Source organism: Streptomyces sp. NPDC005799 (assembly GCF_040630525.1).
GTDB classification, from domain to species: Bacteria; Actinomycetota; Actinomycetes; order Streptomycetales; family Streptomycetaceae; genus Streptomyces; species Streptomyces griseorubiginosus_B.
The window spans coordinates 79146-93476 of record NZ_JBEXXQ010000003.1; the positions used below are offsets into that span (position 1 = coordinate 79146).

The following is a 14331-nucleotide window of genomic DNA, read 5'->3' on the forward strand; positions in this document are numbered from 1 at the left end:
TGATCCGACGTCAACAAACAAACAACTCAAGGTGATTGGGCCCGACGAGTCACATGATCCGCGCCTGGGAGAATAACGTGGACGTCGACGACCGGCGTTCGACCATCCGTGGTTCCACCATCCCGTACCCACAGGAGCGTCCATGGCTGATCAGGCGGAGAACTCCGAGCGAGAGCCGTTGCCCAAGATCGACACCTCTGTGCCGCAGTCGGCCCGGATCTGGAACTACTGGCTGGGAGGGAAGGACAACTACGAAGTCGACCGGGTGGCCGGTGACGCGTTCCGGGAGATCTTCCCCGGTATCGAGACCGGTGCCCGCGCCGCCCGTTACTTCCTCGCCCGCGCCGTCCGCCACCTGGCCGGCGAGGAGGGCGTCCGCCAGTTCCTGGACATAGGAACCGGGCTGCCCAACGTGGACAACACCCACCAGATCGCCCAGCGGGTGGCCCCGGAGTCCCGGATCGTCTATGTCGACAACGACCCGTTGGTCCTGGCCCACGCGCGGGCCCTGCTCACCAGCACCCCGGAGGGCGTCACCAACTACGTCGACGCCGACCTGCGCGATCCGGAGACGATCCTGCGGGAGGCCGCGAAGACGCTGGACTTCGACAAGCCGGTCGCCCTCATGCTGATGGGCATCCTGGGCCATATCGAGGACCACGACGAGGCGTGCTCGATCGTCCGCCGGCTGGTGGCCGGGCTGCCGTCGGGCAGCTTCCTGGTGCAGTACGACAGCACCGACACCAGCAAGGCCTACCTCGAGGCGATCCAGCAGTACAACGAGGGCGGATCGATCCCCTACATCCTCCGCAGCCCCGAGCAGATCGCCCGCTACTTCGACGGCCTGGAACTGCTCGAACCGGGCGTGACCTCGTGTTCGCGCTGGCGCCCCGACGACGGCGCCTGGGGTCTGCCCGCGGAGGTGCACCAGTACGGCGGTGTCGCCCGCAAGCCCTGACGTCCGAGGCGCCCGCCGGGTCAGGTCTCCTGGAGGATGCGGTGGAGGATCGTCGGGGTCTCGTCCGGCGATTCGGCCTCCACCACCAGGCGGTTCATGGCGTCCCAGTAGCACTCGACGTCGGCGGGCCGGTCGGGATAGAGCGCGGTGGCGAGTCGTTCGAGGTGGACCACGTCGGGCAACTCGCTGCCGGGCAGCCGCACGATGGTCATGGGGCCGCTCTCCGCGGAGTGACCACCGGCGAGGAACGGCAGGACCTGGACGGAGACCCGCGGATGCCGGCACATCTCGATGAGATGCCTGAGCTGGGCGCGCATCGTGGGCAGGCCGCCCACCGGGCGGCGCAGCGCCGCCTCGTCGATGACGGCCCAGAGCCGGGTCGCCGACCGGCCGTCGAGGATTCGCTGCCGGGTCATCCGTAAGGCGAGCCGCCGGTCGATCTCGTCCTCGGAGGCGTCCGCGTGGGCGAGCCGGATGGCGGCGCGGGCGTAGTCGCGGGTCTGCAACAGGGCCGGGACGCGCTGGACTTCGTAGCAGCGGATGAGGGCCGCCGCCTGTTCCGCCGCGAGGTGGGCCTGCGACCAGGCGGGCACCACGTCGTGGTAGTCCTGCCACCACGCGGGGGTGTTGGCCGCCTCGGCCAGCGTCAGCAGGGTGGCGCGCTCCGCCTCGTCCGTGACGCCGTAGAGGGTGAGCAGATCGGCCACGTCACGCAGCTTGAACCCGTGCCGCCCGGCCTCCATCCGGCTGATCTTCGACCGGGAGCCGCGGATGACCCGCCCCGCCTCCTCACGGGAGACACCCCGCCCCTCCCGCAGCCTCCGCAGCCGCGCCCCCAGGAGCAGTCTCGGCACCATGGGGCCGGCGGACGGACCACCCTGAACCCCCGTGACGGACGGTGTGCTTGCGGTCTCTTCGACACCCATGGGCATGCTCCTCGCGGTGAACTCCACCATCGTAAGGCCCGGTTGACGCCAGGACCCGGCTCCACCGAACCCACATGGCCCGGTTCCGGCAAACGTTCACGGCGACTCCCACGTCGTCCGTGTGTGATCCTCACGGGGGGTGCCATGTCCCTCCACCGCGGGCGCCCCGGTCCGACTCGCACCAACGGCGCCCCCCATCGTGGACGGCCTCCCCTGATGACGGCCACCGCGCGGCTCACGCGTGAACCCGGCCCCGGCGTCGACCCCCACCAAGGTGCGAATGACCCTAAAATGGGACAAGCACTCCATGGATGATCGAGGGCAGCGTGTCGGCCAACGGTATGGCATCGAGCTCGTACCCGCTCGGCGCCGCGGGTGTCGGCGAAGCGCCCGAACGCGACGACGCGTTGGTCAGGGCCGTGATCCATGCCGTGGAGGTCACCGGAGCACATACCGGAAGCGTGTTCCTGCTCTCCGGCGACCATCGCTCGCTCGTGGTGGCCGCGTCCTGCGGGTCACCGCCCTCCCTGCTCACCGGGTGGCGTCGGATCCCGGTGAGCAGCCGTATACCGGTGGCGGAGGCGTACCGCTCCGGGCGCATGGTCCACCTGGCCGGCGCGGAGGAGACGATGCGGCGCTTCCCCCAGCTCTCGATCGCCCTGCCCTACCCGTTCGGCTCCGCGTCGGTCCCCGTACGGGCGGGCGGGCGCACGTTCGGCGCCATCGCCGTGGTGTGGACGGCCAGGCGGGACGGAACGGGCCTGTCGAGGGCGCAGCGCCGACAGCTGCGCTCCACCGCCGACCGGCTGGGCACCGCCCTCGCCGGGCTGCGGGCCCGCGGCGACCTCGGTGAGTACGACGAGGGGACCGCCCCGGTAGTGGTCCCGCTGCCGTCCTCCCCGATGATCCGCGTGGGCCTGTTCGACTGGAATCTCGGCACCGGTGCCCTCACCGCCGACGACGAGCTGTGCGCGATGCTCGGGATCGAGCCCCGCGAGTTCGACGGACGGGCGGCCACGCTGGCGGCCCGTGTCGAGCCGGCGGATCTGCCCGGTTTTCGGTCCGCCGCCCGTGCCGCGGTCGAGGAGGGGCACGTACTGGCGCACGGACTGCGCATCCTCGACGGCCGTGGTGGGCACCGCGTCGTCGAGCTGTGGGGCCGGGTGCCGGAGAGCCCCGACGACCCGGGGGCCCCGTGCCACCTGGTCGGCGCCGTGCTCGACTCCGGGAGCGGCCTGGCCGCCGTCGCGGCGATCGAGCGGCTCGCGGACGGTTTCTTCGCGCTCTCTCCCGACGGGCGCATCGCCTACGCCAACCACAGCCTGGAGGATCTGCTGCGGGTCCGCCAGGACGAACTCCTCGGCCGGCGCCTCTGGGACGTCCTGCCCTGGCTGGCCGATCCCGTGTACGAGGACCGCTACCGGGCCGCCGTCGTCTCCCAGCAGCCGGTCTCCTTCCTGGTCCGCCGCCCACCGGACGAGTGGCTGGTCTTCTCCCTCCACCCCGGCGCCCAGGGCATGACGGGATGGGCCTCACGCGTGCGACAGCCCGTACCGGCCGGCACCGGACCCGGTACACCGGTCGCCGAGGAGGTACCGCCCATCTCGCCGGCCGCTCCGCCCGCGGTCTCCCGCGTGGGTGCCCTCTACCGGGTGCTCTCGCTGGGCAGTGCCCTCACCGAGGCGGTCACCGCGCACGAGGTGTTCGATGCCGTCGCCGATCAGCTGCTGCCCGCTTTCGGCGGCCAGAAGCTGGCGATAGCCGTGGTGGAGGAGCAGCGCCTGCACCTGCTCGCCCAGCGCGGCTACTCGAAACGCTTCCTCGCCCGGTTCGAAGGCACCCCGCTGCACGCCCGACTGCCCGTGACGGACGCGCTGACCTCCGGCGCCCCGCTCTTCGTCGAGTCACGGGAGCAGCTGCGGGCCATGTACCCCGGGATCATGGTGGGTCACACCAACTCCTGGGCGTTCCTGCCGTTGATCGCCTCCAACCGTCCGGTGGGCGGCTGCATGCTCGGCTTCGACGACGTCCACCGGTTCCCCGACGAGGAGCGCGGCGTCCTCACCGCCCTGGGCGGCCTGATCGGCCAGGCCCTGGAACGCGCCAGGCTCTACGACGCCGAATTCGCCCTCGCCCGCGGTCTGCAGGACGCGCTGCTGCCGCACCGGCTGCCCTCCGTGCCAGGGTTGCGCGTCACCGGGCGCTATCTTCCGGGCACCCGGGGTATGGAGATCGGCGGCGACTGGTACGACGTCATCCCGACCGGCGACGACGTCTCACTGATCGTCGGGGACGTCGAGGGGCACAACGTCCCCGCCGCGGCCGCCATGGGCCAACTGCGCAGCGCCATGCGGGCCTTCGTCGCCGCCGGTCACCGACCGGCCGAGGTCGTCGCCGGCACCAACCGGCTCCACATGGACCTCGACCCGGCGCTCCTCGCCAGCTGCTGCTACGCCCGGCTCCATCCCCGCTCGGGGACCGTGCGCATCGTCCGCGCGGGCCATCTCCCGCCCCTGCTGCGCCTGTCCGACGGGCACACCAGGATCCTGGACGTGCCCGGCGGCCCCCTGCTCGGCATCGACGCGGCGGCACACTTTCCGGAGTCGGAGCTGCGTCTGGCTCCCGGGTCGGTCCTCGCCCTGTACACGGACGGGTTGATCGAGAGGCGCGACTCGGACATCGGCTCCGACGTCGAGCGGCTGCGGGCGTCGCTGGCCCGACTGGGCGGGGGCCGCCTGGACGATCTGGCGGACGGGCTGCTGCGGGATGTCTGCCAGGTCCTCCCCGACCGGGCGGACGACATCGCACTCCTGCTCACCGAGTACGCACCGCCGCGTTGACCGGTCCCGCCGCCACCGTCATCTGCCCCAGATCTTCCGGTACGCCTCCCGGTATCCCACCGGATCCCAGCTCGTGGCGCCCTGACTGTTGTCGGCCGTGCTGATGTGGACGGGGGCGACGTAACCGCTGGCCGGTCGGCCCGAGAAGGCGCGGTTGAACTCGTCGACGATCTGCCAGCCCTGCAGGGACAGCGGCTCGGGCACGGTGGCCGCCTGGTACTGCCGGCTGTTGATGCGCACGAAGGCGGAGGGGTCGCCGTCGCCCGCGCCGATGTTGAAGGGCGGTCCTGCGCCGTTCTTGCCGGCCGCGCGGAACGCCGGGGCGGCGTCGGCGAAGTACAGGTCGTTGATGGCGACCGAGTGGGTCCAGCTGCCCTGGAAGCGGGAGAGGAGTGAGGAGATCTCCCGGGGCGTGCGGCTGCTCGCGTCCGGGAGCGGGATGTTCTCGTACGCCAGCAGCCGCACGCCCGCGCAGGTGGCCAGCTCCTTCCTGATCAGGTCGGACTTGTACTTGGCGAAGGGAATCGAGGCGTCGGTGAAGACCACGGCCCCGGCGGTGCCGTGAGAGCTGGAGATGACCCACTGCCCGCTGGCTCTGGCGACCTCCTCCACCTTGGTGGTGACGTTGGTGAAGAGCCGGGGGCGCCGGCTGGGGCCGGGGGAGGCGACCGCGTGCCAGCCGATGAGCGGGATGCCTGCCGCGTTCGCGCGCGCCACCTGCTGCGAGGTCGAGCCGGGGTCGAAGCCTCCGATGACGATGCCCGAGGGCCTGACGTCGACGGCCTCGCTCATCGCCGCCTGGATACCGGCGGGGGTGCCGCCGCCATCGATCACCCGGACGTCCCAGCCGATGACCCGTGCGGCTTCCCGCACACCCTCCGCGGCGCCCGCGACTCCGGGATTGGTCATGGTCTGGGCGACGTAGACGATGGTCCTGCCGCCCACGGCGGTGGGGCCGCGCGTCGGTCCGTTCCAGGGGATGTCGGTCCGCTCCGCCCGGCTGACGGCCGCCTGGGCCCTGGCCTGGACCGTGGGGCAGCCGCTCGGGCCCGAGGCGGAGTGCTCCGGGCCGCTCGACGAGCCGCGTTCACAGCCGGCCAGCACGACGACCGCGGCCGCCAATGCGATGCCGGTGGACCGCGCGTTGCAGACGGCGGGGGTGGTGGTGCGGTTGCGGTGCACAGAAGTTCCTTGCCGAGGATTCCGCCCGGGCACGACGGCGGTGCCCGAGGCATGGGTCATGGAGGGCTGCCCCGTGTGCCGTCTTCCTGTGTCACGGCCGGCGAGTCGCGGGCGACGACCGCGCCGGTGCGCAGCCGGCGACGGGCGGAGTAGCCGGCCAGCCCGACGGCGAGGAGCAGAGTGCCGCCGTAGAACAGCGGGACCGTCCAGAAATCACCGCCCATCTGGGCGATGCCGGTGAGGCCTACGGCGAGGACGGCGACGGCGACGAGGGTGCCCAGGGCGTTGGGGCGGCCGGGTTTGATGGCGGTGGAGCCGAGGAGGGCGCCGACGAACGCGGGCAGCAGGTAGTCGAGGCCGACGCTGGGATTGCCGATCTCCTGCTGGGCCGCGAGCAGCACGCCGTCGAAGCCGACGATCAGTCCCGACGCGGCGAAGGCGTACACGGTGTACCTGCGGGTCGGGATGCCGACCAGGTCGGCGGCGCGCGGGTTCGACCCGACGACGTACAGGTACCTGCCGAGCGGCAGCCGTTCCAGGACCAGCCAGAGGGCGGCCGTGAGGGCGAGCACGTAGAAGGCGGGAACCGGCAGGCCGAGGAACCTGGAGTCGTAGAGGTCGGTGAAGGCGGGCGGAAGTCCCTGCGGGCCGGGCACGATCCGGCTGCCGCCGGTGATCCAGCCGGTCACCGCGTACATCATGCTGCCGGTCCCGAGGGTGGCGATGAACGAGTCGATCCGTCCGAATTCGACGACGACACCGTTGAGGACGCCCACGACGCCGCCTCCGGCGATCACCGTGAGGCAGGCGAGCGGCCAGGGCCACCCGTCCCCCACGACGAGTTGCATCACCATGACGTGCGCCAGGCCGAGACCGTAGCCGATGGAGAGGTCGAACGCGCCGGTCACGATGGGGATCATGGCGGCGAGCGCGAGGACGGCCGGGATCGACTGGTTGGACAGGATCGAGTCGACGGTGTCCCGCGTGGGAAAGGTGCGGGGCAGGGTGAGGGAGAAGATCAGGAAGAGCAGGGCGGTGAGGGCCAGGAGGCCGTAGGCGCCGATGAGTTGCCCGCTGCGTCCGTACGGTCGGGCCGGTCGCCTCGGTGGACCCGGGCGACGCCGCCGTGGCGGGGGCGCGGAGGGAATGGGGGCGCCGGTCACGAGGTCGCCGTGGTTCCGGAGGAGGGCAGGGCCGAAGCCGTCCTGGTGAGCTCGGTGACCGTGAGGGCCGGACCGGTCAGCTCGGCCGTCATGGATCCGCGGACGAAGACCAGGGCGCGTCGGCACACGCCGGCGACCTCCTCGAAGTCGCTGGAGACGAGGAGGACCCCGAGACCGGCCGCGCGTGCCTCGTCGAGCAGGCGGTGGATCGCGGCTTTGGCACCGATGTCCACGCTCGCCGTCGGGTCCTCGAGGATCAGCAGGCGCAGGCCCAGCCGCAGCCACCGGCCGATCATGACCTTCTGCTGGTTCCCCCCGGAAAGGGTGGCGATGGTGGCCTCGCTGTCACGGGGACGCACCGAGAACCGCTCGATCAGCGCGCCGGCCTCGGCGCGTTCGCGGCGGGGGCTGATCCAGCGCGGCGCCGACAGGCCTCCCGCGCGAGGATTGGCCAGGAGGTTCTCCCGTACGGTCAGCCCGGCGAGGCAGCCCTCCCGCTGTCTGTCGCCGGGCACGAGGGCGACACCGTGCCCGACGGCCTCGGCGACCGTACGGGGACGGTAGGGGCGACCGCCGAGGAGGGCCCGTCCGGCGAGGAGGGGGCGGCTGCCCGCGAGAGCTCGGGCGAGGTCCATGTGTCCGGCGCCCGTGAGTCCCACCAGGCCGAGCACTTCCCCCTGTCCGAGCTCCAGCGTGACCGGTCCCGTGGCGGCGGTGCGCACTCCCTCCAGGGTCAGCACGGCCGGGCCGCCGGGCGTGGCGGTGAAGGGCCGGTGGTCGGTCGGTTCCCCGCCGGTGATGTCGCGCACCAGGCGGGCGGGACCGTGGCTCGCCGACGAGCCGTGGCTGATCAGGCGTCCGTCGCGCAGTACGGCGACGGTGTCGGCGACCTCGTACACCTCGTCCAGGCGATGGGTGACGTAGAGGATGGCGTGGCCCCGCTCGCGCAGGGTGTGCAGGACGTGGAACAGCCGGGCGCAGTCCGCGGCGGGCAGACGGGCGGTCGGCTCGTCGAGGACGATGAGTTCCGCCCGTGCCGCCAGGGCTCGTGCCACGGCGACGAGTGACCGCTCGGCCGGGGCGAGGCCGGCGATCGGCGCGTCGGGATCGAGATGCCCGGCGACGACCCGCAGGGCCTCGGCAGAGTGTTCCCGGGTGCGCCGCCAGGAGATCAGTCCGGCGCGGCGCGGGTAGCCGGCGGTCAGGGCGATGTTCTCGGCCACCGTCATCCAGTCCACCAGGCCGAGGTCCTGGTGGATGAAGGACATGCGCCGGGACGCGGCGTGAGTCCCGAGCGGGTGACCGGCCACGGTGACCTGCCCCGAGTCGGCGTGGTGGACGCCGGCGAGCACCTTGATGAGAGTGGACTTCCCCGCTCCGTTGGGACCGAGGAGGGCGAGGACGCTGCCGGCGCGGACATCGAGGTCGACCCCGGCGAGCGCGAGGGTCGCCCCGAAGCTCTTGGTGAGTCCGCGGACACGGACCAGGGGTTCCGCCCCGTGGGGCGGAACCGCGGGCGCAGAGGTGTCGTGGGCCTCGTGCACGGACCTCTCCGGGGTTGGACCTGGTGTGTTCTGCCCGATGTGCATCAGTGATATTAGCCGCACATACCAGATATTTTTCGATATCTTGCCCCTGTCTGTGACTCCAACGGAGCAGTCGATCACCGGGCGGGGCTCACGGCCCCTCGAGCCCGCATTCGGCCCAGATGACCTTGCCCTGCCGGGTGTAGCGCGTGCCCCAGCTCTGGGTCAGCTGCGCGACGAGGAACAGGCCGCGGCCCCCTTCGTCGGTGCCGGCCGCCTGCCTCAGGTGCGGGGCGGTGTTGCTCGTGTCGGAGACCTCGCAGATCAGGGAGCGGTCGTGGAGCAGGCGTACCCGGATCGGCCCGGCACCGTGCCGGATCGCGTTGGTGACCAGCTCGCTGAGCACCAGTTCGGCGGCGAACGCGGCCTCGTCGAGTCCCCAGTCGGCCAGTTGCCGGGTGGCGGCGGCACGGACGTCGCTGACCCGGGCCGGATCCGCGGGCAGGTCCCAGGTGGCGATCCGCCGCGGATCCAGGGCGTGGGTGCGGGCGACGAGCAGGGCGATGTCGTCGCAGGGATGGGCGGGAGCCACGGTGCCGAGCACCGCCTCGCAGGTCTCGTCGGGCGTGCCTGCCGTCCGGGCCAGGGTGACGCGCAGCTCTTCGAGGACCACGTCGACGTCGCGGTGCCGGTCCTCGATGAGCCCGTCGGTGTAGAGGACCACCTGGCTGTTCTCGGGGAGGTCGAACTCGGTGGCTTCGAACGGCAGACCACCGAGACCGAGCGGGGGTCCGGCGGGCAGGTCGGGGAACCACACCGTGCCGTCGGGCCGGACCAGAGCGGGCGGGGGATGGCCGGCGCGGGCCATGGTGCACCGCTGTGTGGTCGGGTCGTAGACGGCGTAGAGACAGGTCGCGCCGATGATGCCCGCGTCCACCGCGCCGGGGTCCTCGCGGTCCAGGCGCCCCACGAGTTTGTCGAGGTGGGTGAGGACCTCGTCCGGGGGGAAGTCGAGTTCGGCGAAACTGCGGGCGGCGGTGCGCAGCCGCCCCATGGTGGCGGCCGAGAGCATGCCGTGGCCGACGACGTCACCGACGAAGAGCCCGACCCGGGTGCCGGACAGGGGGATGACGTCGTACCAGTCCCCTCCGACGTCGGATTCGGCGGGCAGGTAGCGGTGGGCGACCTCGACGGCGTCCTGGTCCGGCACCACCTGCGGGAGCAGGCTGCGCTGCAGGGCCAGGACCATGGTGCGTTCGCGGGTGTAGCGCCGGGCGTTGTCGATGGACAGCGCGGCACGGGCGGCCAGCTCCTGGGCCAGCGACCGGTCGTCGTCCCCGAACGGTGGCGAGCCCTGCGCGCGGTACATGCCGGCCACGCCCAGGACGACGCCGCGGGCGACCAGGGGCACCGCGATGAGCGAGTGGACGTGGCTCAGCAGCTGAGCGGAGTGCTCCGCGTCCTGCGTGAACCAGCCCGCGGCGGCGTTCAGGTCCGGTTCCAGTACGGCCCGGCCGCTCGCCAGACAGCGCGACTGCGGCATCGCCGGACCGTAGTCGATCTGCTTGCCGACCGGCTGGAAGGGACAGTCGTCGCGGATGCCGTGGACCACCGTCCGGCGCAGGTCGCTGCGGGGATCGGCGGACTCCTCGCCGCGCAGCACGGCCTCAGGCAGGTCGACGGTGACGAAGTCGGCCAGGTGGGGCACCGCCGCCTCGGCGAGTTCCCGGGCAGTACCGCGCACATCCAGCGTGGTGCCGATACGGACACCGGCCTCGGACAGCAGTTCCAGACGGCGGCGCGCGGCGAGGGCGTACGTCCCCACGTGCGGCTCCCCCACCATCACGAGCCCTCTCGCCGGGGGTGTGGGGCGAGAGTTCCCGTCCGGCGTACCGTCGCGGCCCGTGACGCCCTCGACGCCCACGGCGACAGGGCCGTACAGCGAGCCGGCGAGAAGCCCCGCCGACGAGGGTGCGGACGGCTCTGCGGGCGCCACGGCGGGAACGGCCCCGGAAAGCGGGAGGGAAGTCGCGACGGCAGTCTCCAACGGCAGGCCCAGCGGCTGGCGGATCTGATGCGGGAGGGCGAGGGGCCCGCGCGGTGCGGGACCGGGGAGAACGGCTTCGATGACGAAGCCCTCCACTCCGGAGGCACTCGTCACCGGCCGGCTCACGAGCGTGACCCGACCGCCGTCGGGCAGGGGCACGTCGACGCAGGCCCGCTGCGCCCGGGCGATCAGCTCGGCGGCCTTCTCCATGACGATCCCCCGGTCGCGGGGCCTCATCTCCACGGCCAGTTCCCGTACCCCGACACGGTGCCGTGTGCCTGCGGCAGCCTCGGCCCCGCTGTCCAGGTACGCCTGCAGCAGAGCACGCTCACGCGCGGAACTCTGCGCCAGCAGCCCCCGCTCGATGGTCTCGGCCGCCTTGCGGATCACGCCGTCCAGCGCCGGGTTCTCGACGCTGCGCGGATATCCCAGGCACAGGACGCCCTCGATGCGGCCACTGAGCGGGTCGCGGACGGGCAGCGCGCGACAGGCACTTGCCTGGGAGCGCTCGGCGAAGTGCTCGGCGCCGTAGACCCGGATGGGCCGGCGCTCCGCCAGGGCGAGACCGATGCCGTTGGTGCCGGCGACCTGCTCGGCGAACACGAATCCGGGGACGGTCTGGATCGGCGGAAGGGCTCTGGCCAGCGACGCCTCTCCGAAACGGCGCAGAAGCACCGTCCCGTCGGCATCGGCGAGGGAGATGTTCATCGCGCTGCCGGCGAACGTCGCCTGCAGCCGGTCGAGCACCGGAGCGGCCGCGCGGACGATCCGTCCGTCCGGCTCGAAGTCCTCCCGGAAAGGAAGGTCGGTCTGGTCCGGCGGCAGCCCCAGCAGCCGGCAGCGCCGCCAGGAAGCCAGGATGGACGCGCGCACCCCCGTCTCGACCGGCTCACCCTGCAGGAAGCGCTCACGGAAACCTGCGGGCCCCGTGCCGCCTGACGCACGCCCTGTCGGTATCGGATCTCCGCCGTCCCGAACCACGCTCCGCCTCACTCGCGCCGTCGACAGTCAGATCTTCCGACATGTCGGATATGGACGAGGATACGAGCATCGGAAGCGCGAGTCACGGTGCGCAAGGTCTCTTCAACCACCGACCGGACCTGATCGGTTCAGAGGACCGCGACCGGGTTGACGGGCGAGCCCGTCCCGCCCGGGACGTTCAGCGGCGCCACGACGAGCAGGAAATCATGCCGCCCCGCCTTCGCGGTCGCGGCGGACAGCGCTTCCAGGTCGAGGTTGTCCAGCAGCGGCACCCCCATGGCGGCGACGGCCAGGGCATGGACCGGCGAGTGCACACCGTCCACAGGGGAGGGCCGTACGTCACTGTCGCCGTCCGAACCGAGCAGCGCGATGCCCCGCTCGGCCAGCAGCGGCAGGGCGTCCACATGAAAGCCCGCGCTGGCCGTCTCCGGGTCCCAGGCACCGAGTTCCTCGCGGCGCCTGACGTGTCCGGAGCGCAGCAGTACCGCGTCGCCCTCCCCGATCGTCACACCGAGCGCCTTCTCCGCGGCGACGATCTCCTCGGCATGCACCGCTCGCCCCGGCTCCAGCCAACGGGTTTGGAGGACGGCGGGCAGATCGAGGAGGACCCCCCTCGTGACGAGGGGTCCGAGCGCCGACACCGCGCCGAAGCGGGCGCCCGCGGCATCGACGACCTCGTGCGCCGTGCGGCCGTCGTAGAGCCGCCCCCGGTAGGCGATGTGGCACAGGGCGTCGAGATGGCTGATGCCCTTGCCGTGGTAGTCGGCGGCGATGAAGTCCTTGTGGGTGGAGGGTTCCGGCGCCTCCACGTCACCGAGATCGGTCATGTGGTGCAGCGCGGGCTTGGGGTTGTCGGGGCCCGGCCGGGTGTTCCAGGGCAGCCCCAGCGGGACGACCGTGCCCGTCCGCACCCGCGCCGCGGCCCGCAGCACGTGGTCCGGGGTGACCCGGTTGAAGGCGCCGCGGTCGGCCGGGGACCAGCGCCCCCACGTGCGGACCGCATCGAAGAGCGCGTCGAACTCCCGACGGGAGACGGCGGGCCCGTCGCCGGAAATCGGACTCATCCGGCCCTCCTTGATCACTGGGCGGTCAGGAGCCCCCGAGGAAGGACAGGCGCACCTTCCGATGAGCATTGTCCCTGTTCGTGTCCACCAGGCACACCGACTGCCATGTCCCCAGCTCCAGCTCCCCGCCGACCACCGGCAGCGTGGCATGCGGAGGCACGAAAGCCGGCAGCACGTGGTCCCGGCCGTGCCCGGGGCTGCCGTGGCGGTGCTGCCAGCGGTCGTCGGCCGGGAGAAGGGTGTGGAGGGCGGCGAGGAGGTCGTCGTCGCTGCCCGCCCCCGTTTCGATGACGGCGATTCCGGCGGTCGCGTGCGGGACGAAGATGTTGAGCAGGCCGTCACGGCCGGCGGCCGCCTCCCGCAGGAAGGCCTCGCAGTCGCGGGTCAGGTCGACCACCCTCTCCGTGGAGCCGGTGGTGACGTTCAGGACTCGGGTGGTGAAGGCATCTGACATGACCCCATCCTGACCCCTGCGCCGGGTCTCACACGTGTGGCACGACCCGTCCGCCGCACGCTGATGGGAAGATCCACGGCCTGGCCGCCGTTAGTGGAAACGTGAACAACACGCGCGAGGTCGAGGTAGTCGTCATAGGCGCCGGTCAGGCGGGTCTGTCCAGCGCCTATCACCTGCACCGCACCGGTTTCGAGCCGGAGCGTGACTTCGTGGTCCTCGACCACTCCCCCGGCCCGGGCGGCGCCTGGCAGTTCCGCTGGCCCTCACTGACGTACGGCAAGGTCCACGGCATGCACTCCCTGCCCGGCATGGAGCTGACGGACGCCGACCCCGAACGGCCCTCGTCGGAGGTGATCGCCGAGTACTTCGCCACCTACGAGCGCACCTTCGGCCTGCGCGTACGGCGGCCCGTCGACGTCCGTGCGGTGCGGGAGGGGGACGGCGGGCGGCTGCTCGTCGAGACCTCGGACGGCACCTGGTCGCCCCGGGCGCTGATCAACGCCACCGGCACCTGGGACCGGCCGTTCTGGCCGCGCTATCCCGGTCAGGAGACCTTCCGGGGGCGGCAGTTGCACACCGCGCGGTACCCCGGGCCCGAGGCGTTCGCGGGGCAGCGCGTGGTCGTGGTGGGCGGGGGCGCCTCCGGTACGCAGCACCTGCTGGAGATCGCCCGGTACGCGGCCGCCACCACCTGGGTCACCCGGCGCCCGCCCGTCTACCACGAGGGCCCCTTCACCGAGGAGTACGGCCGGGCGGCCGTCGCGCTGGTGGAGGAGCGGGTGCGGCAGGGGCTGCCGCCGCAGAGCGTCGTGACCGTGACCGGACTGCCGCTCAACGACGTGATCCGGCGGGGCATCGAGGACGGGATCCTCGACCGGCGGCCCATGTTCGACCGGATCACCCCCGACGGCGTGGAGTGGAACGACGGGCGGCGCGTCGACGCCGACGTCATCCTGTGGGCCACCGGCTTCCGGGCGGCCATCGACCATCTCGCGCCGCTGCGGCTGCGTGAGCCCGGCGGCGGGATCCGGGTGGACGGCACCCGAGCGGTCGCCGATCCGCGCATCCATCTGGTCGGCTACGGCCCGTCGGCCAGCACCATCGGCGCCAACCGGGCCGGCCGGGCGGCCGTACGGGACATCAGGCGTCTGCTGGCCACGCGGCCGGCCGAGCCGGTCGCCGCGTGAGGC

10 protein-coding genes are annotated in these 14331 nt (G+C 72.2%); 3 read left to right on the top strand and 7 right to left on the bottom strand.

Features of this window, described 5'->3' with window-relative positions; all coding sequences use genetic code 11:
- Positions 1-142: 142 nt before the first annotated feature.
- The gene (locus ABZ453_RS04010; protein WP_356773429.1) at positions 143-958 is read left to right on the top strand and encodes an SAM-dependent methyltransferase; all 816 of its coding nucleotides are present in this window, start codon (positions 143-145) and stop codon (positions 956-958) included.
- 20 nt (positions 959-978) lie between these two features.
- Here ABZ453_RS04010 and ABZ453_RS04015 read toward each other — a convergent pair whose 3' ends face one another.
- Complete coding sequence (locus ABZ453_RS04015) at positions 979-1884, bottom strand: helix-turn-helix transcriptional regulator (protein WP_359011303.1); 906 nt, start codon at positions 1882-1884, stop codon at positions 979-981.
- 311 nt (positions 1885-2195) lie between these two features.
- On the opposite strand from ABZ453_RS04015, the gene ABZ453_RS04020 reads away from it, so the two are divergent.
- On the top strand, positions 2196-4724 hold the full coding sequence (locus ABZ453_RS04020) for a SpoIIE family protein phosphatase (RefSeq protein WP_359011305.1): 2529 nt from the start codon (positions 2196-2198) through the stop codon (positions 4722-4724).
- A gap of 18 nt (positions 4725-4742) precedes the next feature.
- On the opposite strand, the gene ABZ453_RS04025 is transcribed toward ABZ453_RS04020, so the two are convergent.
- The 6 genes from ABZ453_RS04025 to ABZ453_RS04050 form a co-directional block, all read right to left on the bottom strand.
- Entirely contained in the window at positions 4743-5906 is a 1164-nt protein-coding gene (locus ABZ453_RS04025; RefSeq protein ID WP_359011307.1) for a substrate-binding domain-containing protein, read from the bottom strand.
- A 56-nt stretch (positions 5907-5962) separates the two neighbouring features.
- Positions 5963-7069, bottom strand: a complete 1107-nt coding sequence (locus tag ABZ453_RS04030; protein ID WP_359011309.1) for an ABC transporter permease — start codon at positions 7067-7069, stop codon at positions 5963-5965.
- Positions 7066-8613, bottom strand: a complete 1548-nt coding sequence (locus ABZ453_RS04035) for a sugar ABC transporter ATP-binding protein (protein WP_359011311.1) — start codon at positions 8611-8613, stop codon at positions 7066-7068. Before ABZ453_RS04035 ends, ABZ453_RS04030 begins: the two co-directional genes overlap by 4 nt.
- A 133-nt stretch (positions 8614-8746) precedes the next feature.
- Positions 8747-11623, bottom strand: a complete 2877-nt coding sequence (locus ABZ453_RS04040; RefSeq protein WP_359011313.1) for a SpoIIE family protein phosphatase — start codon at positions 11621-11623, stop codon at positions 8747-8749.
- A 128-nt stretch (positions 11624-11751) separates the two neighbouring features.
- A complete protein-coding gene (locus tag ABZ453_RS04045) occupies positions 11752-12687 on the bottom strand; it encodes a cyclase family protein (protein ID WP_359011315.1) in 936 nt (311 codons plus the stop codon).
- A gap of 25 nt (positions 12688-12712) precedes the next feature.
- A complete protein-coding gene (locus ABZ453_RS04050) occupies positions 12713-13141 on the bottom strand; it encodes a YjbQ family protein (protein WP_359011317.1) in 429 nt (142 codons plus the stop codon).
- A gap of 101 nt (positions 13142-13242) precedes the next feature.
- Between ABZ453_RS04050 and ABZ453_RS04055 the strand changes: the two genes are divergently transcribed.
- Positions 13243-14328: an NAD(P)-binding domain-containing protein gene (locus ABZ453_RS04055; protein WP_359011319.1), complete on the top strand. Its 1086-nt coding sequence runs from the start codon at positions 13243-13245 to the stop codon at positions 14326-14328.
- Positions 14329-14331: the final 3 nt, after the last annotated feature.